Consider the following 239-nt stretch of genomic DNA (forward strand, 5'->3'; position numbering starts at 1 on the left):
CTATTTCAAGACCATTTCCGCCGTCCCGGCCGCCGAGATCCTGACCCACCGCATGATCTGGTCCTGCGCCCTGCTGATGGTGCTGACCCTGATCGGTCGCCAGTGGCACAAGGTGCAGGCGGTGCTGCGCCAACCCAAAGTGCTGCTCACCCTGGCCTTCACCTCCGTCACCGTCGGCGGCAACTGGCTGCTGTTCATCTGGGCCATCAACAACGGTCACATGCTGGATGCCAGCCTCG

Annotated in this window: 1 pseudogene; it reads left to right on the plus strand. The window is 63.2% G+C overall.

What is annotated here, in order from left to right:
* Positions 1–239: pseudogene (locus tag B4920_RS27720) on the plus strand (EamA family transporter RarD); the annotation flags it as partial.

Source organism: Zoogloea sp. LCSB751 (assembly GCF_002028455.1).
Classification (GTDB): Bacteria; Pseudomonadota; Gammaproteobacteria; order Burkholderiales; family Rhodocyclaceae; genus Zoogloea.